A 25,880-nucleotide genomic window follows, 5' to 3' on the forward strand; every position below is an offset into this window, starting at 1 on the left:
TTAGCACGCTTTTCAGCTTTTGCCTTCTAGCGTTGCTTCAGGTTCTCCCCGAAGCGGGAGGCGCATTCTACGCCTTTCGTTTTCAGTGTCAACATGTTTTTTCAAATTTTCTTAAACTTGAGTAACCGTCTTCACTTCGTCCTGATGTGCCTGAAGGCCTCTCAAAACGTGGAGCGCATTGTACGGATCCTAATTCGTTCGTCAACCCTTTTTTTATCTTTTTTGGCTCTTAACTTAAAATTAGGTCGAAATACCTATAAGTGTTAAAAACATGATCTTAATCGACGCCGTTTCGAGCAATCTATATAAGAATTGTCGAAATTATAAATAAGGGGTAAACTATTCCAAGCCTCCAATGAAATATTAAAAACACAATAAGGTAGGTTTATGAAAGTAGGCTTAATACAGTGCGCTTTAATCAGCGCCATTTTTGCAATAGCAGGATATCTGGTTTTCACATCTACAAGCTTCGATGCGAGTCTTCCTGTAACCGTAGCAGTATCGTTATTGGTTAGTGGGATAGTTACTCCTTGGTTAGCGTCGTTATTCAGTAATTCCAGTTCATCTTCTTCCGTCTCATCATCTCAGGAGACTGCAACGTTATATGTAGGGAATCTTCCTTATAAAGCTAACGAAGATGCAGTAAAGGAGTATTTTAAAAACTATATTGATGTCCAATCTGTTCGTTTAATGAAGGATCGTAGAACAGGTAAACGAAAAGGATATGGTTTTATTGAAGTGTTAACTTCTGATGTTGATACTGCAATCAGCAAACTGAATGATAAAGTTTTTCTTGAGCGTACTCTGAAAGTTAGAGCGGCTAAAGACAAGATTGCTGTTGAATAATCAGATTGACCTGATTCTATATGAAAAAAAACCTGGCCTCGCCAGGTTTTTTTATGCCTTACGCATTAAGCTCACTGCTAACGGGATTCGGCATTGCATTCACTAATCGTTTATTAAATTCATGGAAGCGATTAATCGCAGAAATTAAATCAGGTACCTGTACGTCTTCCATTTGACTAATCAATCCATTCACTATAGCGCCATAATCATTACCACTTTCCAGCCTTTCGTCTGCTTTATTCAGTAAATCCATCATTTTATCCATATACTTGGCAATGGAATTAACCACATTCCCTTTACCCAAGGTTCCATCACTATCTTCTTTGTAATTCTTAACATTTTGGTAAGCCTGCACTACTTCAGTCTGTTTGGTGTGATTTAATTGCATAGCAAAACCAGCCAGCTCTTCATCATTGAAACCAATCTTTAATGCTTGCTCAAAAGCTTTGTCCATATCGCCGGAAAAGAAGGTGTCAGCCAAATCGTGAGCTTGATCAACTAACTCGGCAATCGCTTCCATTTCGTCTTCATCAAGTTCGCCTTTTAATGAAAAGCTAATACCTGCTGTCTCGCGGAATGAATAACTCTGCATATCTGTGAGTTCACCCGCACTACCAGCTCCGTTTCCTTCTACCGCATTATCCCTAATTGAAACCATCGACTGCTGATTGTATTGGAATTGACGCAGACTCTCGAAGTTTAATGATAATTCATCGCCATCTTTAGTACGGATCAAAATGGCACCATCTCTACTTTCACTTGTACCAACGCTTACGGCCTGTGCCGCTCGGGTGTTGTTCGCTTCATTTGGCCCCAATAAGCGTTCCTCCAACTTGTCGAGCTTTTCGCCTAACAAACTGCGACTTCGATCGATCCCTCCAGCAATGTCATCATTCATCAGGCCACCAATTTCTTTTTCGGCCATAGCGATACCTTTGGCAACCCCTTCTCTGGCTTGACCAATGAGTTCACTTAACTTTTCAGTCGATGCACCGTTTTTGGCAGCACCGTTAATTACATTGCCGACGAACTTCATCACGTTTTTGGCGATTTCTTCAAAATCAAAAAGGGTAGAGGGTTTCTCTTCCTGAGTCGTATCTTCAGTTTTATCACGCCTACCTGAATTTTGCTTGCCATCCAAAACGACAGCGTTATCCAGAGCCTGGCTCAGCATCCTCATTCCAATGGTTGTCTGTGTACTACTCACACTGACTTTTGCTGCCTGCTGTTCTTGAAACTCTGCGGCCTGACGTAAACCTTCTTCCTGCAGTTGTTTTTTGATAGCCTTATCAGGGTTAACAGCTGGCTGCTGTTCACCCAGAAACGCCTTCATTTGACCCACATTCATAATTTGATCCTCACTAACCTCAACTTATTATCGGCAGTGGCGCACCATAGTTTAGTTTATGTACGATAATAATTGAAAAAACGGATGAGGATTGCAGTGAGTTCGAAACTGACTACAATGCGTCACCTGCAGAAGATGAGGCGAAAGTTATGACCGACGAGCAATTGGATACCAAATACACTGAACAACTGACTGGTAAAACCGCTCGACTAGTGGAATTGCTAGCACCATTTGAAGCCCCTGAGCCTGCTGTGTTTTCGTCTTCACCAGAACATTACCGCATGCGCGCTGAATTCAGAGTGTGGCATGAGGGTGACGATTTGTTCCACATTATGTTTGATCAAACGACCAAACAAAAATACCGCGTAGACCATCTACCTGCAGCTAGCACCACAATAAATCAGGCTATGACTGCACTGATTGATAAGGTTCGTGCGACACCGACTCTACGCCGCAAGCTATTTCAGATTGATTATCTTAGTGGATTGAGTAACGAACTAGTGATTAGTCTGCTTTATCATACACAGCTGGACGAAGACTGGGAAACTGCCGCGCGTGAACTTAAACATTACCTCTCTACAAATTTCTCAGTAAACATTATCGGCCGTGCACGCAAGCAGAAAATAGTGATAGACCAGGATTTTATTATTGAAAAACTGCCGGTAAATAATAGAACCTATGTTTTCAAGCACACTGAGAATAGCTTTACTCAACCTAACGCAGAAGTGAATTGCAAAATGATTGAGTGGGCTTTATCTGTTTGCGGAGATAAGTCTGCCGACTTACTTGAATTATATTGTGGAGCAGGCAATTTTTCATTACCTTTAGCCCAAAAGTTTAGACGGGTTATCGGTACTGAAATAGCCAAGCCCTCGGTGGCGGCTGCCCAATACAGTATTGAACGAAACGAAATTGATAATGTAAAAATTGTGCGACTTTCGGCAGAAGAATTTGTGACTGCGATGCAAGGTCACCGTGAATTTTCGCGGTTAAACGGAATCGACCTCAACTCTTATAATTTTTCTACTGTATTAGTGGATCCACCCCGTGCAGGATTAGATCCGGAATCCACTACCATGATTCAGGCTTACGATGAAATTGTTTATATCTCATGTAACCCTGACACCTTAGCAGAGAATCTGAAACAACTGAATCAAACCCACTACATTGAAGCCTGTGCACTATTTGACCAATTCCCGTTTACACACCACATTGAGGTGGGGATTAAGCTAAAGAAACGTGGTTAAGTTTTATAACTGGACGCACCAAGCTGCACAAAGCGTAACTGAGATTTAACCCGATTACCGATTTCTTTACGCAATGGTATGTCTGCTTCGAGCGCTTCCGCTCCAGCGCTGAAAACTAGCCTTACCATAGCTTCAGCTTGCAAGCTGGCCAGCTGGTGATCGACACTTTGTTGCTCAATAATATAATCAGTAAGTTCTTCTATAAAATGCTGTATTTCACGCAACACTGCCATACGATAAGCAGCTGATGTACCTGTATGTTCTCTGAGTAATAAACGAAAAACGTTCGCATTGGCGGTGATAAACTCCATAAAAGTATCCACTGAGGTGTCGATTACCCCTCCCCCCGTTTCTATGCGACGTCGCGCTTGCCGCATCAGTTGGCGCAATGCCAGCCCCGCTTCATCCACCAACGTCAGACCGAGTTCATCAATATCTTTAAAGTGTCGATAAAACGAAGTTGGCGCGATACCTGCGGCGCGAGACACTTCGCGTAAACTTATTGCCGATAAACTACGGTTTTCATCGAGTAAGCTAAATGCAGCGTTGATAATATTCTGTCTAGTTTTTAGTTTTTGTTCCTGACGGCTCACTGTTTACCCAGCCCCTCATAAATACAGTCCGAATAATAACGTAAAAAATTGAATTCGAAAGGATATTGTAGAATCGTGTAATTTTGTTAACTAAATTCTACAAAAAAATAACTGCCCAACCTTGCCTTCAGCATACGAAAACGTTAAATTAGCGTACAGTTGTAAGCTGAGATTCATTAATGCAAAGACCTCCTTTAATAGTAACTAATGTTATCGTTTTCATCGTCACAGCAATCATTGCTTTTGTTGGCGTGCCCGTTTGGGCTATTACATATGGAATCGATACCGCTGAAATCGCTACCGCAGTAGTCCTTTTCTTCTTTACCGGTATGTCCATCACCGCGGGTTATCATCGTTTGTGGTCGCACAAAACGTATGATGCCAACATCTTTGTCAGAGTTGTTCTCGCCATTGGGGGTGCAATGGCGCTGCAAAATAGTATTTTGCACTGGGCATCCGACCATCGTGTTCATCACCGTCATGTGGATGATATTGATCAGGATCCCTACTCGGCTAAAAGAGGGCTCTGGTTTGCCCACATTGGGTGGATGCTGCGTGAATATCAAACCAAGCGATATTCTGATTATAGTAATTGCCGCGATTTGCAAAAAGATCCCATCGTGATGTGGCAGCACAAATTCTATTTGCCGATAATGCTGGTTGCGAATTTCGGTATTACCGGTTTCCTAGGCTGGTTAAATGGCGATATTTTGGGAATGATGCTGGTAGCAGGTGTACTGCGATTAGTATTAGTTCACCACGTCACATTTTTTATTAATTCACTTGCGCACTTTTGGGGTAATCAACCATTTACCGATACCAATTCGGCCAAAGACAATGGCATTATCGCGCTCTTCACATTTGGTGAAGGCTACCATAACTTCCATCATATTTTTGAGTATGATTATAGAAACGGAATTAAATGGTGGCAGTACGATCCTACAAAATGGTTGATCCGAGGATTGTCATTGGTAGGGTTAACTAAGAATCTTAGGCGCTGTCCGGAAGAACGTATTGAAAAAGCCAAGCTACAGATGAAGTTGAAATACGCAAATGATCGGTTATCTCATCTGCCAAATGCCCAAGAAATTCTGGCTAAGGTTCATGAGGAATATGATTTATTGATTGAGCGCATGAGCGAGTATTACACCACGAAAAAGCGCTTAATGGCGATTAAACAACAATGCTTAAAACGAAGTGTTGAAAGTCTTGAGCTTGATTTTAAATACAAAGAATTAAAACAATCACTGCAATTGCAAAAACAAAAATGGTTGCAATTGCATAATCTTTCACTGCGCATTGCTTAATTTCAGACGTATGAACTAATCAAGCCTGGCTGACCGCCAGGCTTTTTTTCAGGTCACATTATCAACGAAAAAGTTGAGTTGCCTCAAGAGCTTGTTAAACTTCAGTTTAAACTTAAATTGATGTCGTTTGGTAACAAACGAGTTAGTGAACAAAGGTGATGTGGCCGATGACCAAGAAAAAACCTGTAACCAGTACCCAATATGATTTTGACGCCATAGTTATTGGCACAGGTCCGGGTGGTGAAGGCGTGGCGATGCAATTGGCGAAGGCAGGTAAAAATGTCGCCATAATTGAGCGCTATAAATCGGTGGGGGGTGGCTGCACACATTGGGGCACTATTCCGTCGAAGGCCTTAAGACACTCAGTTAACCGTCTGATCGAATATAACACTACCCCGCTATTTTCAGATAACCATACTAACCATTCCCTGACGTTTTCAGAAGTAATGAGGCAGGCCAGTGGCGTCATTAAGAATCAAGTTCGCTTACGCTCGTCGTTTTATGATCGTAACCGGGTCACGCTATACCACGGTGAAGCAAGTTTTGTTGATAAAAACACGCTGAAAGTGGTGCGTGCTGATGGCTCAGAAGATACCCTGACCGCCAAACAATTTGCCATCGCTACCGGTTCCAGGCCCTATTGTCCGGAAGATATAGATTTTAATCATCCACGCATCTACAACTCCGATACGATTTTATCGCTCGATCACGATCCAAAGTCCATTATCATCTATGGCGCCGGTGTTATAGGTTCGGAATACGCCAGTATCTTCCGTGGTATGGGTGTAAAAGTTGATCTTGTTAACATGCGTGACCGCCTACTTTCGTTTTTAGATGCGGAAATATCTGATGCGTTAAGTTATCACCTGTGGAATAACGGGGTAGTTATTCGCCATACTGAAGCCTACACCTCAGTAGAAGGGCGGGATGATTGCGTTGTATTGAATTTAGAATCAGGCAAAAAAATGCGAGCTGATTGTTTACTTTTCGCGAACGGGCGAACGGGTAATACTGACATGCTCAGTTTAGAAAATGTGGGCTTGCAGGCGGACTCTCGGGGACAAGTAAAGGTAAACAGAAATTACCAGACCGATGTCGCTAACATCTTTGCCGTAGGCGATGTCATTGGCTACCCCAGTCTGGCTTCCGCCGCCTACAATCAAGGTCGTTTCGCCGCAGAGGCAATGCTGGATGGTCAAACTGATGATCGGATGGTAGAGGATATCCCAACCGGTATCTACACTATTCCTGAAATCAGTTCAGTAGGTAAAACTGAGCAAGAACTTACTGCACAGAAGATCCCATATGAAGTCGGCCGGGCCCAATTTAAACACTTAGCAAGAGCGCAAATTGCTTCCACGAAAGTGGGAAGCCTAAAGATTCTATTTCATCGTGAAACCAAAGAAATTCTGGGCATCCATTGTTTTGGGGAGCGAGCTTCTGAAATTGTACATATCGGTCAAGCCATAATGCAGCAGAAAAATGGTGGCAACACATTGGATTATTTTGTAAATACTACGTTTAACTATCCAACGATGGCCGAAGCTTATCGGGTAGCTGCTTTAAACGGTTTAAATAGAATATTCAACGAATAACCGAATTATATTAACCCGCATTGATGTAGGGTCAATGCAGAGGTAGGGGCGGATATCTTATCAAGGCGCGTTGGTTAGATGTGAAGAAGGCTAGCGCTTTTGGAACCAATGCAATGTGGAATAGATATCCGCCTCCATTTCCCTTTGGGCGCGGTTATTTACACTTTGAGTGGCACCACTTATTCGTGGCTGCAGACGTATGTAGAATGGTGCTATGACTCACGCTTCGAATGCAACATCAGCTATCTCCTAAATAACTTTGCCAGACTTTACGTTATTGTCCATTGTACTGGTAAAGCCACCGTTTTAAATTTCCAAGACGTCCTTGATCAGACGGTTAGATCATAGCTGTACCTCTAAGTTGGCTACCGTTCAACTAAATTCCTTACAGAACCTAGCCACACCTCACCGCCCAGACAATGCTTGATCCATAAAAAACCACAAATCAGTATTAACCAACATGCTTTGCGACGATGCGACCAAGGTAGCCATTGCCATTTTTAATCTAATTGTACGACGGTCTGATTAATTCACACTATGCCAAACGAAAATTTTGAACAACTCCTGCAACGGGTCAGACAATGCACAGTCTGCCAGGCAAACCTGCCGCAGCCTCCGCGTCCTGTTTTCGCGGCATCCGAAACAGCCAAAATTGTGATAATTGGGCAGGCCCCAGGGATTAAAGCCCATGATTCAACGACTCCTTGGAACGATGCCAGTGGAGATAGATTACGTGATTGGACAGGGATTGATCGGACTACGTTCTATGACGTCAAACGCGTTGCACTTATACCAATGGGTTTTTGCTTTCCGGGTTACAAAAATGGTGCCGACGCTCCGCCACGAAAAGAGTGTGCGCCAATTTGGCACCATCAGCTTATTTCCAGAATTGCACCTGAACTTATCATACTGGCAGGACGCTACGCGCAGCAATATTATTTGCCTACGTACCGCACATTGACAGAAGCCGTTGCACAGCACAACTTGATGCAGAGTACTAAAATAGTCTTGCCTCACCCATCTGGACGCAATAACAGATGGTTAACGCGCAACCCTTGGTTTGCAGAAGATATTCTCCCACGTTTAAAAGCGCAGGTTGCGCGCATATTGCAATAGTATGTGGGGTGGACGCTGCTTACCTATCGCTTATAAAAACCTATTAAGACTACTCGCCAGATCTCTCTTGTAGAAATGGCATTAGTTCAGCGAAGGGCATCGGTTTTGCAAATAAAAAGCCTTGGGCCTCATCACAGCCCAGTTTTAACATATAACTGGCTTGTTCTCTCTTTTCCACACCCTCAGCAATTGTCAGTAAGCCCAGCTTATTACCTAAGGTCACGATAGTTTCAGCTATGACCGCACTTTTTCCAGGAGTAATATCATTAACAAAAGATCGATCAACCTTCAGTCGGTCCAAGGGTAATTTTTGCAAATAGCTCATTGACGAAAAACCTGTTCCAAAATCATCTATAGCAATGGCCACTCCGTACTCTTTTAATGAGCGTAAGGCGTCGATAACTATTTGCGGTTCATCCATTACAACGCTTTCAGTAATTTCGAGCTCCAATCGACTCGGATCACACCCAAATCTTTCTATTACCGCTTTGACTTTATCAATAAACTGTTTATCTCTAAATTGTAGAATTGATATATTTACCGCGACACGCAAGTGACCAAACCCGGCTTCATTAAGCGCCTTAATTCGCCGACATGACTCTTCTAATACCCAGTCTCCGATGTCTACGATAAGCCCGGAGTATTCAGCCAGAGGAACAAAAATAGCAGGCGAGATATAACCGCCCTCGTTATCGGGCCAACGCAACAACCCTTCCATTCCTACGACCTTTTCAGACACTAAATCAACTTGAGGCTGAAACCAAAGTTCGAGCTTGCGGTCAGCGAAATCGTTGCGTAACCGTCTTATCATGCTTAACTGCCAGGTTGTTTTTTCTTCAATCTCTGGCGCAAAATACTCGAAATTTTCGGCAATGTTTTTCTTCGCCCGGTTTAACGCGATGTTAATCCGTTTGAGTACTTCAATACCGCTTTGACGTACTCTTCCCAGTTTATATAACCCGATAGTAATATTGATGGGAATGGTATGATCGCCGGCCCTAAAGGATGAACGAAAAACTTCATTTAAGCGTTCTGGACTTAAGACCTGTTCATCACCAATCAAACCAAATACATCCCCCCCAATTCGGCTCTTTTTCACTTTATCGTCAAATTCACTTTCAAGTCGTTGGGCAACCGCTTTTAAAAGTTCATTACCCGCTTCCTGTCCTAATCCGTCGTTAACATCAGAAAAGTGATTGATGTCCACTAATACTGCACATGCTCTTTCGCCCTCGTACAAGTGAGATTTGTCTAGCATGTTGATGAACTCATTGCGGTTAGGCAGACGTGTTAGCCAATCGCGGAACGCAGCATTTCTCAATTCATGAAATAAATAAACATTCTCATAACCTACAGAGATGCTGGATAGAAATACTTCGAGCAATTGCTTATCGATCTTACTCAACTCACGACTCATATTCACGTAAACAGCCGCTTCAAAACCAGAACTGTTGATGTAAAGAACGGAGCAGGATGGCTCAAAAATATGATTTTTCACTCGCAGGCAACGATTGACGTGTTCAATAATATCTTCGTTGTGTATTTCTGAAATAGGTTCGTTAATAAAACAAGCGAAATCGCCCGCCGCCCCTAATACATATACCCCATCATCGTCTCTATCTAACACTGAGCCGGCGCGGGCGCAGACCAGCCCTTCGGCGTCCAATCCCATTAAAGAGCTGATTTGTGTTACTACGCCCTCACAAAACCCTTTAACTGAATGTTCTTCCAGCAAATTTGCTGCAGAGGAAATAATTTTCTGTAAGCCTAAGCGACTTTGGTTGATGGTTAAAATTTGCTGATAGGAACGTATAGACGAGATGATTGTGGTTAACAACTTACCCCGGGTAAGTTCGGTTTTAGTTTTGTAGTCGTTAATATCATAGGCTTTAATGATGTGCTCTTCAGGCGCATAACCGGGTTGGCCAGTGCGCAGAATAATGCGCGGTTCTGTTAGCTCCATTTCTTCTCTGAGAAATTTCACCACATGCAAACCAGCATCATCTGTTTCCATCACCACATCTAACAAAATAATGGCTATGTCACGGCTATACTCATGCAGAATCTCTTTAGCTTGTTCGGCTGAATAGGCATGCAGGAAATTCAGCTTTCTGTCATGAACAATTAAATCCGAAAGTGCGAGACGGGTTACGGTATGAATTTCCTCGTCATCATCGACAATTAGGATATTCCATACTTTATAGACCTTAGTATCAAGCTCGTTATGACTATCCTCATCCAGGAAAACCAGCTCATCATTTTCGTAATCAGTTTGCGACATCGTGTCTGAAACCCTCATTACCACTATTCATCCATCCTACTCTTATGGGAGGTAATTGCAAAATTTATACTCCAGTGCGATAGTGTAAAGTATAAGCATCAGTGATGACCTGTTACGTTACTTTCCCGTTGGCCGACGTCGTTTCGTTGAAATAATTATGAAGATTATAAGCAGTCCCCAAACCTCAGCATTAAATCAGGTAACTACTGAAAAAATAGACAATTCAGTCGAAAAGGCAAGTAAACAAGAAGAATCTATCGTTTCTTCGACCAACAGTGTGCATGCAAAAATGACAAGTATGTTCGCCAAAGTAGGTATCAAACCTGCTCTGGTTATGCATGACATCAAGAGCCGCAAGTCGGTGGTAGAACGGCGCAGAGATATTTTAGCATCCAACAAGATCGCTAATTTACAAAGTATACTTAATGTTGCTTTGACTACCTCAGTAACAGAGTCGGAACAAGAGGACTTGGATCCAGATTGGTTTTTTGCGTTTACCAATCTGGCCGAGAACATTTACTCCCCCACCATGCAGGAGCTTTGGGGACGTATTTTTGCTGCCGAAGTAGCAAAACCGGGTAGTTTTTCATTGCGAAGTCTTGAAACATTAAAAGTGTTAACCCAACGAGACGCGCGTTTGTTTACCCGAGCGGTTTCGATAGCAAGTAAACGGGCTGGGGATCCCGTTCCTCGAATATTGGTGGGTTACCATCAACGTAGAGGATTAAGTACTTTACTAAGAAAAGTGTATCCCCATCAGTTAAATTTATCAGCCCATGGTCTGTCCTATCCAGATTTACTTGCACTTGATGATATGAAGCTGATTTATGCCAGCGAAATCGAGAGCGGAGAGTTACATCCACACAACACGGTACAGTGGCGCTGTGGCGCCAGCAGTTTTTCTATCACTGCAAAACGAAAAGGGGTGGCGCTAGTTTATTACAAATTTACCGCGGTGGGCGCTGAATTGTCTAAATTAATTGCCAGACAGGAGCAAACGCATTACTTAGCAGCGGTGAAGCATCTGCTTACTCCCTTTTTCACCATCAAATAGCCCCACGTCCTCATTTCGCCGCTAAAAAAAGCGTAGCCCCTGGCGGGGGCACCTAGATACCATCACCATATTCGTGCAAACCACATTCGCGTTTTAAGCCGAAGAAGCGGGTTTCTTGCTCTTCCATACCTTCCTCAATACTGCGCGTGGTATGCCAATCGCCAATTGAAACGTAACCCTCTTCCCATAGCGGATGATAAGGGAGCTGGTGCTCTTTAAGATAATAATGGAGATCTTTATTGCTCCAGTCGATCACGGGATACAACTTAAACTGACCATTGACCTTCTGTAATACGGGTAATTTTTCACGGGCGTCAGACTGGCTTCGCCGTAATCCAGCAAACCACGTCTTCGCTTCCAATTCAGCCAACGCTCGTTGCATAGGCTCGACTTTGTTCATTTGATTATACTGGTCAATGCCATCAAGACCTTGCTCCCATAATCTCCCGTAACGAGCCTCTTGCCAAGCAGCAGTCATAGAGGCTCTATACACTTTAAGATTCAGTTTTAAGCGCTCGGTTAGATGGTCAGCAAATGCATAGGTTTCGGGGAACAAATAACCAGTGTCCGTTAGTACCACAGGAATGTCAGGTTTCGCCTGCGTAAGTAAGTGCAACATTACCGCGGATTGTGCACCAAAGCTTGTAGAAAGCACATGATTAGAGGGCAGGTTTTCAAGCCCCCATTTCACTCTTTGTTGAGCCGACAAAGCCTCTAATTCCCGATTTATCTCTGTCAACTGCTGCGCAGAAGTATCCATAGATAAGGTAGACGCAGTCGCTAAATTCACGTTACTCATAGAAGTCTCTGGCTGAATCTACTACTGGTTTAATAATGTCTTTGCGAATAACAAAATCCCCGAAGGCTTCATTATGATTTCTTTCTTTTGACCAGCGGCCAATCAACTCATCAAGATTCAACATAATTTCCTGTTCGCTGATATTTTCCCGATACATTCTGGGAATACGTGTACCTTCTCTATTACCACCTAAATGCAAATTGTATTTACCAGGACCTTTACCCACCAGTCCTACTTCGGCCAGCATGGCCCGGCCACATCCGTTAGGACAGCCAGTTACGCGGAAAATAATACTGTCATCCGCCAAATTATGCTTAGCCAATAACCCCTCAAGTTCAGTTACCGCATCGGGTAAGTAGCGCTCAGCTTCGGCCATAGCTAGCGGACAAGTGGGTAAAGACACACATGCCATGGAATCTTTGCGCTGCAACGATGTATCTGGCTGAATTAGTCCATACTGCGTAGCAAGCGCTTCAATGGTTTCTTTTTGATCTTCAGGTACCCCGGCAATGATAAGATTTTGATTCGCTGTCAGACGAAAGTCGCCCTGATGCACTTTGGCTATCTCGGCACAACCGGTTTTTAGCGGTTTACCTGGGAAATCCAGAATACGCCCATTTTCTATAAACACGGTGAGATGAAACTTACCATCGATACCTTTAACCCAACCAAAGCGGTCGCCGCGTCCAGTGAATTCATATGGACGGCTCTCTGCGAATGTGACCCCCGCACGTTTTTCCACCTCAGCTTTAAAGGTTTCAACCCCTACTCTTTCAAGGGTGTACTTGGTTTTGGCGTTCTTGCGATTCACTCTATTTCCCCAGTCTCGCTGGGTAGTTACCACCGCTTCAGCAACCGCCAAAGTATCCGCTAACGCTATAAACCCAAAGTCATCCGCCTTACGGGGAAATGTCGTGGTATCCCCATGAGTCATGGCCAAACCACCACCTACTAATACATTAAAACCTACCAGCTGGCCATTTTCAGCAATCGCAACAAAATTAAGATCGTTGGCATGCACGTCAACATCATTTTGCGGGGGAATGACTACGGTAGTCTTAAATTTTCGTGGCAAGTAGGTCTCACCTAAAATAGGTTCGACCTCTTCTTCTGTCGTTTCAACCTTTTCGCCGTCCAGCCAGATTTCAGCGTAAGCACGAGTCTTAGGTAACAGATGTTCACTGATTTTTGCAGCCCATTCCCACGCTTGTTGATGGATCTCAGATTCAACAGGATTGGAGGTACACAATACATTACGATTAACATCACCCGCAGTCGCTATCGAATCGATACCCGTTTTGTTCAGCGTCTGATGCATCAGTTTTATGTCCGGTTTTAACACACCGTGAAACTGGAAGGTTTGACGTGTGGTTAAACGAATGCTGCCGTAAAGGGAATGATCTTCCGCAAACTTATCAATTACCAGCCATTGCTCTGGTGTGATCACCCCACCAGGTAAACGGGCACGCAACATGACGTTATGCAATGGCTCTAATTTTTGCTTGGCACGCTCCGATCGTATATCGCGATCATCCTGTTGGTACATGCCATGAAAGCGGATCAGCTGGAAGTTGTCCCCTGTGAAGCCTCCAGTAAGGTCGTCTTTGAGATCTTGTTCGATAGTGCCACGAAGGTGACGGCTTTCGCGTTTCAATCGCTCGTTATCGGACAATTCGCCTTCAACCACAAATGGAGATTTTTCATTACTCATTAGTAGACATCCTTCTGATATCGTTTTGCTTTACGCAATGCTAATACATACTCTTTTGCTTCCTGCTCAGTCTTGTCACCAAACTTTTCGACAATATGAAGTAACGCACCTTCAACATCTTTCGCCATGTGCATGGCATCACCACACACATAAAAGTGGGCGCCGGCTTCAAGCCAGTCGAACACTTCTTTTCCGTGTTCCATCAAACGATGTTGGACGTATATTTTTTCTTTCTGATCACGAGAAAACGCCAGGGTAATGTTAGTAAGTAAGCCTGACTTTTTATAGCCCTGCCATTCAACCTGATAAAGAAAATCCTGGGTAAAATGAGGATTACCAAAAAACAACCAGTTTTTGCCTGTCGCGCCTCGGGCATCTCTTTCTTGCATAAAAGCCCTGAACGGTGCAATGCCGGTGCCCGGCCCTACCATAATGATTGGAGTGTCATCGCTCTGGGGAAGGTTAAAGTGGTTGTTTTTTTCAATAAACACCTTAACCTCTTGACCTTCTTCTACACGCTCACTTAAAAACCCCGATGCTCCGCCCTGATGACGCTGCCCGAAGGCCATATAGTCAACATGCCCTACGGTTAAGTGTACTTCATCCTCGACTTCAGCCTGGCTCGACGCGATAGAATACAGACGCGGTGATAGTGGACGCAGCGCATCCACGAGTTGTTGTGCCTCGATCTTCCCTGGATGTTCTCTTACTATATCGATAAGTTGACGTTCTGATAGGTAGGTTCTAAATGTAGCCCTTTCCTCCATTAAGGACTGCAGCGCTGACGATTTAATATAGTCTTGATAAGCATTGACAAAACCGGGATAACTTAACGTTAACTCTAGCTTTTCCGACAATGCTTGTCTTAAGGTCATCGAGTCTCCTTTGACTGTCACCTGACTTTCTCCGTCTAATGACAATAAGGAAACAAACTCATCAACTAAAGCCGGGGCATTAGTAAACCATACTCCCAAAGCATCGCCAGGCTCATACGTCAGCCCAGAATCTTCAAGGCTGATCTCAACATGACGAATATCTTTAACTGAATCTCTACCTGTTATTTTAATAGACTCAATTAAGCTCGCTGAAAACGGATGATGCTTGTTATATTGGGAGGCCACCGCGGAAGCTGGGACGGCTGCCGTTGCCGCTGCGGTGGGTTGCGCCGCGTCAACCAGCTCTTCTTTAAGAGAGGCGATTAACTTTTCCGACCAGCTAGTTGCTTGTTGTTCGTAGTCAACATCACAATCAGCACGGGCGCATATGGCTTTCGCCCCCAATGCTGCTAAGCGGCTGTCAAAATCTTTTCCCGTCTGACAAAAAAATTCATAACTGCTATCGCCTAAACTCAACACCGCATACTTAAGTGAAGGTAGTTTAGGTGCTTTTTTCCCGCCAAGAAATTCATGCAACTCCATGGCGTCATCAGGTGCATCACCTTCCCCGTGTGTACTTACAAATACCACTAAGTGGGTTTCATTTTTTAGCTGGCGAGGCTTGAAATCGGCCATACTGACTAATTTATTATGGTAATTCGCAGCGTCAGCTTTCGCCTTGAACTGTTGGGCCAACGCCTTTGCATTACCGGTTTGGGAGCCATACAGAATAGTAAGTGATGGTGCTGCAAAAGAGGAAGCCGCGGTTGCTCCGCCAGTTAGCGGAGTACCAGACGCAGCCAGGCCGGCCATATAACCACTCACCCAGGTAAGCTGCTGAGAATTAAGCCCAGAAATAGCCTGGGTAATCGCATTAAATTGTTGCTCATTTAAGAGAGACGGCAGTACTGCCTTATTTACTGAATTGTCTGACATAACTCGAAAGCCTTGAACTAATGGCATAAGGCTAACGAGTTTATCTAAATAGAGAAAAGAATAAATCTAACTTTTTAATAACCTAAAGTGATTAAAAAAGAGGATCGGACTGATCTGCCATCAAAAGTACTCAGCCAAGGCACTGTGATTTACTCTTCATAAACCCCAGAGGGAACGTTAGGAAGAGAGAAATTGCACCTAGTTAATATGACTTGAAAGGGGGAGCAAGCCCCCCGCCGTTATAGGATGAAAGAATTCACTCAGGTAGTATTAAGTCAATTTAACTGGCTATATCCATGAATTTTACTTATCGCCAGCGCGCATTAATTAGCTAAAATCTTCCACTCTTAAACTTAAAAACACGTTTACGGGTTTTAGTATTTTTTTAAAAATGGATCTCTAGGCCAGCGAATGCGCCGTCATATTCCAAATCGGCATACACATTATCTAGATCTTCGATATCAATATTGACGCGTCGATAACCGACCTGCACCGTCATATCGACCGCTAAACTGTCAATAAACGCATAGGTTACTGCAACCTGAAAGTCACTGAGCTTATGGTCATCAATACTTAAATAAGAGCCCTCTGCGTACGCTGCAAGACCGGTAAACGGTAAACCTACTTGTACTCGTGAATACACCATAGGCACCACTCCGCTGAACTCTCGGCTGCCTTCAACTGCACTTTCTTCCTCTGCGGCGATGGGGCTAACGGTAAGCATTCCATCCACGTACTTGCCATTTAAACCTACATCGAAGCTAACTAAGTCATTATCAAATAATTCATAATAAAGAATGAAATCAGTGGTCGTGATATCAGAGAGAGTGGAAACCCCCGTTTCTGCTAAATAGGTCGTTCCGTTAAACGTAAAGTCGCTTTGCAGTGTCGTTTTCCCTTGGCTATCTAAAGAAGTATGATTTACTTTGAGGTTAGGAATAAGAGGTAACGGGTGCTCTACAGCAACATAAAATGCGGTGTTTGTTTCATCATCGAAGTTGAAATTTGCCAATGAATTGGTATCAGCAAAGCTACCAGACGTATCTGTTTGCCAGCCTTGACCACCTACATAAAGTCCAGCTACCGTATCAGCCATAACTGGCGCAGAAAGTAAGGTAGCAAGTGAAGCGGTGAGTAAAGCTTTTTTCATTAAGTTATCCTTGGTTAAGTAGTTCTGATAATTCTATCAGGGCTGCATTCGCTCTTGAAATATAATTTGCCATAACTAAGGAGTGATTTGCTAACATCCCAAAACCGCCACCATTTAGTATCATGGGGCTCCAGACTGTCTGTTGGGTTGCTTCCAGTTCACGAATAATCTGACGTAAACTAACTAATGCATTTTTATTTTCTAAAATATCAGCAAATTCAATTTCGACGGCTTTCAAAAAATGCAGCAATGCCCACGTTGCTCCTCTGGCTTCATGGAAATTATCATCTAGCTTCCACCAGCTGGTTTTCGTTTTCTTCTCACCCACCGTAGTTGATTGGCGGGCTTTTTTATCACCGGCCAGATCAGTGTTGTAACGTGACGTTTCCACGCTTGCGCTTAGCCGTTGCGACAGGCTACCCATGCGTTTTTCGACTTGCTTAAGCCACTCACGCAGGTTATCTGCGCGGGTATAAAATTGATGATCGCCAGATTCGTTTTTTACTAATTCGCGGCGATAGGATTTGATAAGATTAATAGCCGCTTGGTATTCCGATTCTGCGGAGGGGAACATCCAACTCCGACTATCAATATTGAACTTTGGTTGAGCCTTCACTAAAAAAGAGTTTTCCAAGGACTGGGATTGTGAGCGACTGAAATCTTTGCGCATGGATAACGCCAGATCTCTTACCATTTCCAACACTCCAAATTCCCATGCAGGCATATTATCGAGCAGAAGTCCGGGCGGCATCACATCGTTCGCCAGATACCCCCCTGGTTTTTTCATCAAGGTCTCTGAAACCGTGATCATTGTGGTAGTCATCGTATAGCCGGCTATACGACTGTGGGAAGGTTCGCTAGCTTGCGCACGCGTATTGGCTCGCACATCAAAAATATCCGGTTGTATACTCCAATACCAACCGACAAGCCAAAAAATAACAAATAGAACAGCAATGGTAATTGCGATAGATTTAGCCGTTAAATACTGTTTCATAGCAATTTATTCTTCCCTTGATAGCAGAGATTTGCATGGGCAGTATGCAAATCATTCATGAACAGTTTTACGTGGCGAAGGATAAATTGTTCACCACCCAGTGATTCCTACTTATCTTTCGTAAAAGGTTATTGGTTGCGAGTGTATCAGGATACAGCATGCCGTGGAGTATCTTTACGCATTAAATAGATAATGGCTGCAATTAATAATACTGGCCAAAAAGCGCTGACCCCCATGGCGAACAACGCAACCGCCGCGGCACCTATGCCAATCACTATCGCCCCAATAACACTTACCGCGATGATAAATCCAATAATACCAAAAACTAACCCCATCGCAGCCACAGCTAACACACTCTCAAAGGGTGAAACAATTTCATCGCCCACTATGATATTCATTCCCCACCAGCTATTTGCCACGTCACCCAGGCAATAGGCCAGAGTGATTGCAATGATCATGGCTATAAAGAAGCTTTTCATAATTCTCTCCTTGGCAGTAATACTACGGCAGCGATATAGGCAATGACAGAAATGCCTGGCATAAAGAATAGTGAGGCCACTGCAGCGGCTCGTACCCAAACAGTATCAACCTCGAAATAGCGAGCAACGCCCGCACATACACCTGAAATGACTGCATTATGCATTTGTCTGTATACACGTTTATGATTCGAAACAGTTTTCATAATTTTACCCCTACAAAATCCAATTGATGCCCGCAGACGCGGGCGTACGGCTCACGCTCTACGCAGCATATTTCTGCTTTAATTCAGCCAATTCTTTATCAATATCATCATTAGCTGTTAATTCATTAAACTGTGCATTTAACGATGTATCGTCTAATTCATTTTTTGACGTTAGATCGTAGGCTTCAACTTGTGCTTCGAGGCTGTCAATACGTTGTTCATACTGTTCAAAACGCGCCATCGCATTTTCAATCTTGTTACTATGCTCCACTGTTTTTGCTTTTAGACGCACAGTGGCAGACTGTTTTCTGGTAACTAACGATTTCTGTTTATTACGCGCTTCTGAAAGTTTCGTCTGTAAGCGAGCCGTATCTTCCTGCAAGTCATTTAATAGTTCGTCAACCTGCAGCAACTGTTCGCCGATAGCTTTAGCCTGCTCAGCATATTTTTGTTTTTCCTGAAGGGCAGAACGCGCCAAATTCTCTTTCCCTTTGCTCATTGCTAATTCCGCTTTTTTCATCCAGCTCTCGACTTCCAACTGAAATTTATCCTGCTGTCTGCGAAACTGCTTTTGCTGTGCAATATATTTTGCCGCTTCAAAACGTATTTCTACCAACGTTTCTTCCATTTCCTGAATAATTAAGCGGATGACCTTTTCAGGATCCTCTGCTTTATCCAGCATGGCGTTAAGATTTGCCTGTACGATATCGGTCATTCTAGAAAACATGCCCATGATTATTCCTCCAAGAATATGTGTTTTTACGTTTTCACAATGACATTTACAATAGACGTGCCAACAGAATTAACTATTGATATATATAGATTTTTTATTTTAACTGTAGCGGACACGATAAGAATAAGCGATAGAGTTAGTCAAATTAACCACTCAAAATATGTTATTTGACCAACTTGGAGCTATCATTTAATAGTCTAGAGAGTCGAGTAAAAAGTAATAAAAAAAGCGGATGCTTTCGCTATCCGCTTTTCAGAATTATTTTCTAGCTAACTACTTTTTAAGCCAATATACACCTGTGGAGAAGAGTACCGCGCTAACTACAAATGTAATAACAGGCAAAATAGTCATAGTAAGTACCAACGCTGGCTGGAACATAATTCAACCTATTAATTTCGTTTAGCTGTATGTTCCTGTTTTGACAAAGGAAGGGCTGCCAGTTCAGTAATTTCTACTTTTCCTTTAACGTAATTCTCTTCCAACGAAAAGTTAAAAGCAGAGCTGCTGATAGAGTGTTGTAATTTTGCTGACAATTCAGCCTTTGTCAGGGTCACTGCATGCTCGACAAACTGACCTACCGCACGTTCAACAACCGACTCCTCAGCATGGGCAGTGACACTACCAAAAGTTAATGCAGTGGCAGCGAGAATAGTAATGGTTTTCATAGTGGCATCCTTCGTTACGGTAATTCATGATTAAATGTTTTTCGTAACAAAAGATAGCGAAAGCCGTGCCACAACCTTAACTAATTGATTTAACTTGTAATTAACTGAATTTATGCAAAAAAAATCGAATACCTAAGCGGAAACAAACGAATAAGTAAGCAAATTAACCACATGCGCTGGTTAAATTGACCATGTTAGCTTCGGTTAAACTCTAATACGTCATGTTGAGCTTGTTTAACCTGCTGTAACGCGTTGAACAGCAAATCAGGGTCAGGGGTTTTTCCGGTCCCGTTTTGACTAAGGTAACGTCGCCAAATTTTGCCACCCGTTTGCCCTTGAAACAGTCCTAACATATGCCTTGCCACATGCCACGGTCGAAAACCTGCTTCAGTTTGACGATTAATATATTCTTGCATCTTAACAACGATTTGTTCGCGAGAGGGTACTGTTGCCCTGCTTTCAAAAATTGTGTGATCCACTTCTGCCAATAGATATGGATTAGCATAAACCTCTCGCCCCATCATTACCCCATCTATATGCTCCAGGTGGGATTGGGTTTGTTCTAACGTTTTAATGCCGCCATTTAGTGAAATATGTAAATGTGGATGCGCTAGTTTTAACTGATAGACCCGCGGGTAATTTAATGGCGGTATTTCCCGATTTTCTTTCGGACTTAAGCCTTGAAGCCAGGCTTTTCGGGCGTGAACGATAAATATTTCACACCCACCTTCCGCAACGATATCAATAAAGCGTGCAAAGTCAGCGAATTCATCCATATCATCAATTCCAATACGACACTTCACAGTAACTGGAATATCTACGCTTTTCTGCATCTCAGTGACACATGCGGCAACGGCGTCTGGGTTCGCCATAAGGCAAGCTCCAAAACGGCCATTCTTCACGCGATCTGAAGGACAACCAACATTGATATTCACCTCATCATAGCCGCGCTCTTGCGCCATTACTGCACAGCGGGCCATGTCGGCCGGGTCGGAGCCTCCCAGTTGCAATGCCACTGGGTGCTCTTCTTCATTAAAAGCAAGATAATCCCCTTTCCCATGTATCAGAGCTCCAGTGGTTACCATTTCGGTATACAGTAAGGTGTGTTTTGAAAGCAATCGCAAAAAATATCGGCAATGGCGATCTGTCCAATCAAGCATTGGGGCGACAGAGAATCGGCGGTCTATAATAGCAGGTGACTTTTTCAACTTAACCTCATGAAATAATCGATCTTTAATGCGAAATACACATTAAACTTTGCGGCTCTTTACCTTTTCATTCCTCATTTTTTGTCTATTTCGGCCACCTAAAAGCCTTTGCGGTGGAACAGTATTTGAAGATGAGGGGCAACGATTGGCGCATTTTAGCATTTCTAGGTCAGTTAGAAAAAATGAATTCATTAATCAGGCTGGCGTGAAATAAAGAGTGGAATGAATTTTTGGAAATGGAAGGAACTTCATGAAGATAGCTATGTTTAAATGCTAGCAAATGTCATTTCTTCCTATTTAGGCTGTAGGAAACCATTTCTGACACCTACCCTTTAATTTTGTCTAACTTTTTTACACCCTTCTGCATGTGGAATTGTAACCAACTGATAAACATCAGGTTTTATTGTGGCTCAGTTTATGCCTTGACTGTTCTGACTAAATCAGAGGAACTATATTTATGAAAAAAATCAAACAATTAAGCACACTCTTGGTCAACGTGCTACTAGCTTTTGGTATGTTAGCAAGTTTGTCATCTGCACAGGCCGCGTTATTACTTTCGGTCGACCTTAGCGTTGAAGATCAGATTACTATTACTGCCACTGACGGTGTGGCATCAGCGACTGTAAGCGGAGACGATTTTATTGGTTTTTACTTAGAAAATTTTTTCGAACCTGAAAACAATTCACTTTCGGATATTCTTGTTTCGGGGGACCTCGTCAGTGCACAAGATGTATCGGATCTGACGCCAGACCTCTTCAGGTCAGACGACAATGATACAGGATTGAATGTATGGAGTTATGCCGATGGAGCTATTTCAAGCTTTGTGGCCAACGAAAGAGCGTTTGAGGGCTCTGCTACTTGGACAATCTCATCTGGTGCATACCAAAATGCCCTTAACGGTGCTATGCGCGGCGATATTTGGTTTCCCGCCGATGATATTAACGATCTGCCCAGTGCAATTGTAATTGGTCAATGGGCAGTGGTGGATGCGGATGTTCCAGAAGCCCCTACTTTCGCTTTATTCAGCCTTCTATTATTTGCCTTTTCCCGTACACGAAAAGCGTAACTTCTAGCCGGAGGAGGCTAATCCCCTCCTCTTCCCCCCTCCCATCCAAAGGTATTTCTTACACCATAACTGACTCCTGGATTATCACACTACTGATTATAATAAGATGATGAGAGGTAAATTAACTGGGGAACGAACCAGAGGTATAAGGGGAAGATATTGATTCGATGTTTTTTTAAGTTGGCCCTGCAGGTTCCTCTAGTAGAATAGAGGTAAGATGGAAACCAATCCTATCTCCAGCGATATTTTCGTTATTGATGATAATGAAATAAATCGCATCGTGGTCAAAGAAATGTTGTCACAGTACAACTTGAACATCATCTTTGCCAAAAATGGTCGGGAAGCACTAAAAGCGGCGACAACCTGCGAATTGCAGTTCTTTCTAATGGACCTCAACATGCCAATAATGGATGGCTACGAAGCAACAACAAAGATTAGAAAAGCAGGGATAAATACCCCCATAGTTGCGCTTTCAGCCGCCGTGTTAGCTGAAGAAGTAGAACGCGCCCTACACGCCGGGGTAGATCAGCATTTAGCCAAACCTATTGACCGAAAGGAATTAATTAAGGTACTTAGGAAATATCTTTAATACAGGCATCTTTGGTGATGACGGTATGCATTTTTATTACCTCACGCCAATTCTACGTCCCTGCTTACCGGATCATAAATTATGTTAGATAACGCTTAAATCTTATCGGTCAATGGCATACACTATTTGCATGTGGAGCAAACCGTTTCTCTTCCTCACCCGTGAAGCGCAGCTCCTCAAAAATCGTGTAACGCGAGAGGAGTAATGATTTACGTAATTAAAGCGTTGATAGAATCTGCAGCACGATTATTTCGCCTCGCTCTAACAATTCAAAGGGGTAAAGCTGCCAGCAAATGTTCAGTTTACATCCAGGACTTCTTACTACTCTCTGCGGCATAAAGTAAATCATTGGCCAACTTCCAGGCGTCGGATTCAAACATAAAGGGAATGGTTACCGAACCACTGGCGAGGATAATTTTAACTGACGCTACTCGCTTTCGTTTCATAAAAACACTTTGAACCACGGAAACTTGCTGTACCTTATATTTTTCTAAACACTGGAAATCCAGGCCCATTCGACCACTACGCACATACACGTAACGTTCGTCTGTCGCGTATCCCCATCGCCACCATCGCAATAAGGTGAACATCGTGATGAAAACAATGGCAATGACCAGCACCCCCACCTCATTCCATAATTGAAGATAAGTTGTTATGCCAGTTAACAACACCCCTATTGGCCACACCCAGATGCCTAACCAATAGGATAAAAATTGCTTACTCACGCCTTGGTAGCTAACGGTATAGATCCCACTATGCGGTAAAGGACCGTTTACTAAAGTGTGTACTTCATCCACGGTAACAGAGGGAATAAGCAGTTTGTTGGGCGACATCAGTTCGGTTTGTGGCTGCGTACCAGACGTATTTTGCTCAAAGTAAAGGTTTACCCGTCCTAATAGTTTATCCAACCAATCTTGTTGTGCTGTCACCAGCTGAATGCGTGACATCTTCATACTGACTTCTTGCTTGCTCAATAATCCGCTGCGGCGTATATACCGGCGTTTGTCACGACTTAACGTAAAACCATAGAATGTCAGCACAGCGCCACCTATCGACAGTGATGCTAAGACAGCCAGAATAATAAGTAGCGCTGTTAAAGTATATAAGCCAAGCTGCCACCATGTAGCCGTTTCCTCGCCAAAAAGTTGTTCGAGTTTTAACCCTTTTGATTCCAACCAGTTGTAAATGATAGTTGCGGCAGAGTCATATAAAGGGGCAGCTGCGCCTAATAAAATCCATACGCGATTGTTGGTTATACCGTGAACGATCAGATCGTGAATGCTACGCCGATTGACGATTTGTTCGTCACTATCGTCGCGAGTCCGGATAGTTTCTGCGGCATTGCTTTCTTCTTGCTTCGCTTCAGCGTTATCGGCTAACACCTGTTTGCGAATCATCAGCGCATACGGCAAGGGAACCGCTACAATTTTCGCTTCCTCTTCTGAACTACCAGCCGTATCCAACACCACTAGTGCAAAATTAAACGGGCGATAGTAAAAGGGTTGTTCGATTTTTACATTTTGTATACGCCAGAAAGGTAAATTGATGTGGCGGCGATGCAATACACCACTTTTCACTTCTACATGTTGCTGGTGTATTCGAAATAAATAGAAGAAGTAGCTTATCAGCCCACTAAAAGAAACGGTCGCGAGAATGCCCGTACCTATTGCAATAAGGTAAGACGCATTATGCATTTCAAAGATGTTAGAGCTGATCGCTAATGCTGGAATGACGTAGATCAAAAATTGCGCGAACTGTTTAATGTTACCGACAGTGAAATATAGTATCGAGATGGGGGCCAGCCGCTGCCAGTCTCCTCCCGTTTCCACCTGCTTGGATGGGTTTGTTGATGGGCTGACAGAATGTTCCATTTGTGGGTCACTCATCGTGCATCAAGATCTTTATGATCGAGTATAAATTGCCGTAATTGAACAGCACGCTCGACACTCAGCCCTGGAATTTCAAAGGTATATGCACTGCCTCCTGCTGAAAACACCTGCAGCTTAGCTAAACCTGCTAAACGGTCCAATGGGCCTCGTTTAATCTCAATATGCTGAACGCGCAATATCGGCTGACAGGTTATTGTTCGAAAAATCAGCCCTTTTTGGAGAATTAAGTCCTGTTGCCGAATTGCATAACGGACAAGCGGATCGGCGAACCAATGATAACTAAATAGAAGAGTAGCTATTAGTGCTAAGACGGCAACCGCGTATGGAAACAGCTTGTGAAGTTGTTGCGGAAGCATGACCCAGGGCTGCAAATGCGCGATGGTCAATGCCAGACAGAGAATTATGAATACACTGACCACGGAGGCGAGATTCGCTATCCGGTACCGGGGGGAAACGGGTGTCATTGCTACCTCCCTGACATCAGGTAGTTCACTTGGTCTCACGGGCAGGTTACTGAAATTGTCCATTTCCATTGATTAGGCTCCAGCTATTGAGAAGCTCAGGATAAAACAATAAAGGGTCGGAGTCATTTATGGCATGTTAAAGGCGCTAACATTTTTTGTCAGTTTAACGTGTCAGCATAGCCACTTCCGAAGGCCGTAAAAGGTAATTCTAATCCTAATTCCGGGACCTCTTTTGCGATCCATGCAGGAAAAGTATTACTGTTTGGGCCAGGGAACACACGATATTCGTTGGTCCAGGGATAACGCGCAATAGCATTGAGGATCTTGGGGATAAGCTGAGACGCTTTTTCTCCTTGAACAGACAGCAGCTTTTCAGGCTTTGCGCCATACCAGTATTTGTCTGGCGTAATGGTGGTCGTTTGACGCAGGGCAATACCTCCACGATTAACTCGCCAGCCAACAACTTCAAATAATGAATAATTGTCTGCATTTTCTTCTTTCAACGCTATCCATGTATGCACAGCGAAGACTCCTTTCCAGCCGTAAGCATCTGCGGCATAAACTTCAACTACCGCACGTTTTTCCTCCTTTGGATCGGGCGCTATGCCAGCAGGCTCGCGGCTGGCGGTTTGCCAGCCGTCACTGGAGCTCGCTGAAAGGAAAAAGAGCAGTAAACAAGTAGGAACGAAGATATGTAAATTCATTTAATTAGCGTTAGCAACGTTGTTTCAG

Annotated in this window: 24 protein-coding genes; 8 read left to right on the forward strand and 16 right to left on the reverse strand. The window is 43.5% G+C overall.

Features of this window, described 5'->3' with window-relative positions; translation table 11 throughout:
* Positions 1–387: 387 nt before the first annotated feature.
* Positions 388–846, forward strand: a complete 459-nt coding sequence (locus OPS25_RS13965) for an RNA recognition motif domain-containing protein (RefSeq protein ID WP_265618444.1) — start codon at positions 388–390, stop codon at positions 844–846.
* A 58-nt stretch (positions 847–904) separates the two neighbouring features.
* Here the strand turns inward: OPS25_RS13965 and OPS25_RS13970 are convergent, their stop codons facing one another.
* Positions 905–2,194: a DUF5610 domain-containing protein gene (locus OPS25_RS13970; RefSeq protein ID WP_265618445.1), complete on the reverse strand. Its 1,290-nt coding sequence runs from the start codon at positions 2,192–2,194 to the stop codon at positions 905–907.
* 149 nt (positions 2,195–2,343) lie between these two features.
* On the opposite strand from OPS25_RS13970, the gene trmA reads away from it, so the two are divergent.
* Positions 2,344–3,441 carry a tRNA (uridine(54)-C5)-methyltransferase TrmA gene (gene trmA / locus OPS25_RS13975; protein WP_265618446.1) on the forward strand — a complete coding sequence of 366 codons (1,098 nt, stop codon included), beginning with the start codon at positions 2,344–2,346 and terminating at the stop codon, positions 3,439–3,441.
* On the opposite strand, the gene fabR is transcribed toward trmA, so the two are convergent.
* Positions 3,438–4,034, reverse strand: a complete 597-nt coding sequence (fabR, locus tag OPS25_RS13980; RefSeq protein WP_265618447.1) for an HTH-type transcriptional repressor FabR — start codon at positions 4,032–4,034, stop codon at positions 3,438–3,440. The genes trmA and fabR overlap by 4 nt on opposite strands.
* A gap of 179 nt (positions 4,035–4,213) precedes the next feature.
* On the opposite strand from fabR, the gene OPS25_RS13985 reads away from it, so the two are divergent.
* The 3 genes from OPS25_RS13985 (at position 4,214) to OPS25_RS13995 (ending at position 8,052) form a co-directional block, all read left to right on the forward strand.
* The gene (locus OPS25_RS13985; protein WP_265618448.1) at positions 4,214–5,341 is read left to right on the forward strand and encodes an acyl-CoA desaturase; all 1,128 of its coding nucleotides are present in this window, start codon (positions 4,214–4,216) and stop codon (positions 5,339–5,341) included.
* Positions 5,342–5,508: 167 nt separating this feature from the next.
* A complete protein-coding gene (gene sthA / locus OPS25_RS13990; RefSeq protein ID WP_265618449.1) occupies positions 5,509–6,936 on the forward strand; it encodes a Si-specific NAD(P)(+) transhydrogenase in 1,428 nt (475 codons plus the stop codon).
* A 537-nt stretch (positions 6,937–7,473) separates the two neighbouring features.
* The gene (locus OPS25_RS13995) at positions 7,474–8,052 is read left to right on the forward strand and encodes a uracil-DNA glycosylase family protein (protein ID WP_265618450.1); all 579 of its coding nucleotides are present in this window, start codon (positions 7,474–7,476) and stop codon (positions 8,050–8,052) included.
* A gap of 49 nt (positions 8,053–8,101) precedes the next feature.
* On the opposite strand, the gene OPS25_RS14000 is transcribed toward OPS25_RS13995, so the two are convergent.
* Positions 8,102–10,333 carry a bifunctional diguanylate cyclase/phosphodiesterase gene (locus OPS25_RS14000; RefSeq protein ID WP_265618451.1) on the reverse strand — a complete coding sequence of 744 codons (2,232 nt, stop codon included), beginning with the start codon at positions 10,331–10,333 and terminating at the stop codon, positions 8,102–8,104.
* Positions 10,334–10,490: 157 nt separating this feature from the next.
* Here OPS25_RS14000 and OPS25_RS14005 point away from each other — a divergent pair, with 157 nt between their 5' ends.
* Positions 10,491–11,387 carry a TIGR03899 family protein gene (locus tag OPS25_RS14005; protein WP_265618453.1) on the forward strand — a complete coding sequence of 299 codons (897 nt, stop codon included), beginning with the start codon at positions 10,491–10,493 and terminating at the stop codon, positions 11,385–11,387.
* 52 nt (positions 11,388–11,439) lie between these two features.
* Here the strand turns inward: OPS25_RS14005 and OPS25_RS14010 are convergent, their stop codons facing one another.
* The 10 genes from OPS25_RS14010 to dusA all read right to left on the reverse strand — a co-directional run bounded on the left by OPS25_RS14010 (position 11,440) and on the right by dusA (position 21,092).
* Complete coding sequence (locus OPS25_RS14010) at positions 11,440–12,186, reverse strand: phosphoadenylyl-sulfate reductase (RefSeq protein WP_265618454.1); 747 nt, start codon at positions 12,184–12,186, stop codon at positions 11,440–11,442.
* Positions 12,179–13,897: an assimilatory sulfite reductase (NADPH) hemoprotein subunit gene (cysI, locus tag OPS25_RS14015; protein ID WP_265618456.1), complete on the reverse strand. Its 1,719-nt coding sequence runs from the start codon at positions 13,895–13,897 to the stop codon at positions 12,179–12,181. The genes OPS25_RS14010 and cysI overlap by 8 nt, the downstream gene beginning before the upstream one ends.
* Entirely contained in the window at positions 13,897–15,708 is a 1,812-nt protein-coding gene (locus OPS25_RS14020) for an assimilatory sulfite reductase (NADPH) flavoprotein subunit (RefSeq protein WP_265618457.1), read from the reverse strand. The genes cysI and OPS25_RS14020 overlap by 1 nt, the downstream gene beginning before the upstream one ends.
* 385 nt (positions 15,709–16,093) lie before the next feature.
* Complete coding sequence (locus OPS25_RS14025) at positions 16,094–16,858, reverse strand: TIGR04219 family outer membrane beta-barrel protein (protein WP_265618458.1); 765 nt, start codon at positions 16,856–16,858, stop codon at positions 16,094–16,096.
* Between the two features lie 4 nt (positions 16,859–16,862).
* Positions 16,863–17,852: a DUF2333 family protein gene (locus tag OPS25_RS14030; protein ID WP_265618459.1), complete on the reverse strand. Its 990-nt coding sequence runs from the start codon at positions 17,850–17,852 to the stop codon at positions 16,863–16,865.
* 146 nt (positions 17,853–17,998) lie between these two features.
* Positions 17,999–18,331: a hypothetical protein gene (locus OPS25_RS14035; protein ID WP_265618461.1), complete on the reverse strand. Its 333-nt coding sequence runs from the start codon at positions 18,329–18,331 to the stop codon at positions 17,999–18,001.
* Entirely contained in the window at positions 18,328–18,534 is a 207-nt protein-coding gene (locus tag OPS25_RS14040; RefSeq protein WP_265618463.1) for a PspC domain-containing protein, read from the reverse strand. Before OPS25_RS14040 ends, OPS25_RS14035 begins: the two co-directional genes overlap by 4 nt.
* Before the next feature lie 58 nt (positions 18,535–18,592).
* Positions 18,593–19,267 (reverse strand): phage shock protein PspA, encoded by a 675-nt coding sequence (gene pspA / locus OPS25_RS14045; protein WP_265618464.1) that lies wholly within the window; start codon positions 19,265–19,267, stop codon positions 18,593–18,595.
* 389 nt (positions 19,268–19,656) lie between these two features.
* A complete protein-coding gene (locus OPS25_RS14050; protein WP_265618465.1) occupies positions 19,657–19,932 on the reverse strand; it encodes a hypothetical protein in 276 nt (91 codons plus the stop codon).
* A 194-nt stretch (positions 19,933–20,126) separates the two neighbouring features.
* On the reverse strand, positions 20,127–21,092 hold the full coding sequence (gene dusA, locus OPS25_RS14055) for a tRNA dihydrouridine(20/20a) synthase DusA (RefSeq protein WP_407080245.1): 966 nt from the start codon (positions 21,090–21,092) through the stop codon (positions 20,127–20,129).
* A 505-nt stretch (positions 21,093–21,597) separates the two neighbouring features.
* On the opposite strand from dusA, the gene OPS25_RS14060 reads away from it, so the two are divergent.
* Together OPS25_RS14060 and OPS25_RS14065 are read left to right on the forward strand one after the other, a co-directional pair.
* Complete coding sequence (locus tag OPS25_RS14060) at positions 21,598–22,206, forward strand: hypothetical protein (protein WP_265618467.1); 609 nt, start codon at positions 21,598–21,600, stop codon at positions 22,204–22,206.
* 217 nt (positions 22,207–22,423) lie between these two features.
* Positions 22,424–22,795: a response regulator gene (locus OPS25_RS14065; RefSeq protein ID WP_265618469.1), complete on the forward strand. Its 372-nt coding sequence runs from the start codon at positions 22,424–22,426 to the stop codon at positions 22,793–22,795.
* Between the two features lie 302 nt (positions 22,796–23,097).
* Here OPS25_RS14065 and OPS25_RS14070 read toward each other — a convergent pair whose 3' ends face one another.
* The 3 genes from OPS25_RS14070 to OPS25_RS14080 all read right to left on the reverse strand — a co-directional run bounded on the left by OPS25_RS14070 (position 23,098) and on the right by OPS25_RS14080 (position 25,852).
* Positions 23,098–24,681, reverse strand: coding sequence for a PH domain-containing protein (locus OPS25_RS14070; protein ID WP_265618471.1), 1,584 nt, complete (start codon positions 24,679–24,681; stop codon positions 23,098–23,100).
* Entirely contained in the window at positions 24,678–25,217 is a 540-nt protein-coding gene (locus OPS25_RS14075; RefSeq protein ID WP_265618472.1) for a PH domain-containing protein, read from the reverse strand. The genes OPS25_RS14070 and OPS25_RS14075 overlap by 4 nt, the downstream gene beginning before the upstream one ends.
* A gap of 89 nt (positions 25,218–25,306) precedes the next feature.
* Positions 25,307–25,852, reverse strand: a complete 546-nt coding sequence (locus OPS25_RS14080; protein WP_265618473.1) for a DUF3750 domain-containing protein — start codon at positions 25,850–25,852, stop codon at positions 25,307–25,309.
* Positions 25,853–25,880: the final 28 nt, after the last annotated feature.

The organism is Alteromonas aquimaris, from assembly GCF_026183695.1.
GTDB lineage: Bacteria > Pseudomonadota > Gammaproteobacteria > Enterobacterales > Alteromonadaceae > Alteromonas > Alteromonas aquimaris.

Coding starts and splice junctions, on each gene's coding strand:
- OPS25_RS13965 (WP_265618444.1), top strand. CDS start 388: ATGAAAGTAGGCTTAATACAGTGCGCTTTAATCAGCGCCATTTTTGCA.
- OPS25_RS13970 (WP_265618445.1), bottom strand. CDS start 2,194: ATGAATGTGGGTCAAATGAAGGCGTTTCTGGGTGAACAGCAGCCAGCT.
- trmA (WP_265618446.1), top strand. CDS start 2,344: ATGACCGACGAGCAATTGGATACCAAATACACTGAACAACTGACTGGT.
- OPS25_RS13985 (WP_265618448.1), top strand. CDS start 4,214: ATGCAAAGACCTCCTTTAATAGTAACTAATGTTATCGTTTTCATCGTC.
- sthA (WP_265618449.1), top strand. CDS start 5,509: ATGACCAAGAAAAAACCTGTAACCAGTACCCAATATGATTTTGACGCC.
- OPS25_RS13995 (WP_265618450.1), top strand. CDS start 7,474: ATGCCAAACGAAAATTTTGAACAACTCCTGCAACGGGTCAGACAATGC.
- OPS25_RS14000 (WP_265618451.1), bottom strand. CDS start 10,333: ATGTCGCAAACTGATTACGAAAATGATGAGCTGGTTTTCCTGGATGAG.
- OPS25_RS14005 (WP_265618453.1), top strand. CDS start 10,491: ATGAAGATTATAAGCAGTCCCCAAACCTCAGCATTAAATCAGGTAACT.
- OPS25_RS14010 (WP_265618454.1), bottom strand. CDS start 12,186: ATGAGTAACGTGAATTTAGCGACTGCGTCTACCTTATCTATGGATACT.
- cysI (WP_265618456.1), bottom strand. CDS start 13,897: ATGAGTAATGAAAAATCTCCATTTGTGGTTGAAGGCGAATTGTCCGAT.
- OPS25_RS14020 (WP_265618457.1), bottom strand. CDS start 15,708: ATGTCAGACAATTCAGTAAATAAGGCAGTACTGCCGTCTCTCTTAAAT.
- OPS25_RS14025 (WP_265618458.1), bottom strand. CDS start 16,858: ATGAAAAAAGCTTTACTCACCGCTTCACTTGCTACCTTACTTTCTGCG.
- OPS25_RS14030 (WP_265618459.1), bottom strand. CDS start 17,852: ATGAAACAGTATTTAACGGCTAAATCTATCGCAATTACCATTGCTGTT.
- OPS25_RS14035 (WP_265618461.1), bottom strand. CDS start 18,331: ATGAAAAGCTTCTTTATAGCCATGATCATTGCAATCACTCTGGCCTAT.
- OPS25_RS14040 (WP_265618463.1), bottom strand. CDS start 18,534: ATGAAAACTGTTTCGAATCATAAACGTGTATACAGACAAATGCATAAT.
- pspA (WP_265618464.1), bottom strand. CDS start 19,267: ATGGGCATGTTTTCTAGAATGACCGATATCGTACAGGCAAATCTTAAC.
- OPS25_RS14050 (WP_265618465.1), bottom strand. CDS start 19,932: ATGAAAACCATTACTATTCTCGCTGCCACTGCATTAACTTTTGGTAGT.
- dusA (WP_407080245.1), bottom strand. CDS start 21,092: ATGCTTGATTGGACAGATCGCCATTGCCGATATTTTTTGCGATTGCTT.
- OPS25_RS14060 (WP_265618467.1), top strand. CDS start 21,598: ATGAAAAAAATCAAACAATTAAGCACACTCTTGGTCAACGTGCTACTA.
- OPS25_RS14065 (WP_265618469.1), top strand. CDS start 22,424: ATGGAAACCAATCCTATCTCCAGCGATATTTTCGTTATTGATGATAAT.
- OPS25_RS14070 (WP_265618471.1), bottom strand. CDS start 24,681: ATGAGTGACCCACAAATGGAACATTCTGTCAGCCCATCAACAAACCCA.
- OPS25_RS14075 (WP_265618472.1), bottom strand. CDS start 25,217: ATGGAAATGGACAATTTCAGTAACCTGCCCGTGAGACCAAGTGAACTA.
- OPS25_RS14080 (WP_265618473.1), bottom strand. CDS start 25,852: ATGAATTTACATATCTTCGTTCCTACTTGTTTACTGCTCTTTTTCCTT.